Origin of the sequence: Escherichia sp. MOD1-EC5189, assembly GCF_002966045.1 — a bacterium.
In the GTDB taxonomy this organism is placed as follows: Bacteria; Pseudomonadota; Gammaproteobacteria; order Enterobacterales; family Enterobacteriaceae; genus Escherichia; species Escherichia coli_F.
In genome coordinates this window covers 1-484 of the sequence record NZ_PTRX01000120.1, presented here as the reverse complement: position 1 = coordinate 484, position 484 = coordinate 1, and the positions used below count along the sequence as shown (strand labels likewise).

Annotated in this window: 1 protein-coding gene and 1 pseudogene; one reads left to right on the top strand and one right to left on the bottom strand. The window is 49.0% G+C overall.

The genetic code is table 11. The annotated features are described in order from the left end of the window. A pseudogene (locus ATB02_RS27025) lies at positions 1 to 295 on the bottom strand (hypothetical protein); the annotation flags it as partial. On the opposite strand from ATB02_RS27025, the gene hokE reads away from it, so the two are divergent. Beyond that, positions 264 to 416: a type I toxin-antitoxin system toxin HokE gene (gene hokE / locus ATB02_RS25825; protein WP_105272417.1), complete on the top strand. Its 153-nt coding sequence runs from the start codon at positions 264 to 266 to the stop codon at positions 414 to 416. The pseudogene ATB02_RS27025 and the gene hokE sit on opposite strands and share 32 nt — an antisense overlap. The last annotated feature ends 68 nt before the right edge of the window (positions 417 to 484 follow it).

The window sequence follows — 484 nt, the reverse complement described above, 5'->3', positions numbered from 1 at the left end:
ATGGCTGCGGGCGATGTCGTTTTAAGGGCAATGATCAGTTTTGCCAACAGAAGTCCGAAACAGGACTCACTGTATAAATAAACAGCTATTTCGCTAAGGAAGGGTAAGATAACGGCGGGTGCCTGAAGCTTTCCGGTTTCAGGTTTACTCTGAGGTCTGGAAAGATGAAGCCCCAGGAGATATTTCTATCAACCCTGGGGCTGCCACTCCAAACCCGAACAATTTGGATGGTAGTCCCTTCTTCGCATGGAGGCAATATAAACATGCTGACGAAATATGCCCTTGTGGCAGTCATAGTGCTGTGTTTGACGGTGCTGGGATTTATGCTTCTGGTCGGAGACTCGCTGTGTGAGTTCACCGTAAAGGAACGTAATATTGAGTTCAGGGCTGTTCTCGCTTACGAACCGAAGAAGTAGCCGTTGTGCGGGGAGTAATCCCCGCATATCCGGTTGTCAGGTCAGGATGGTAAGGCACCTGCTTTACA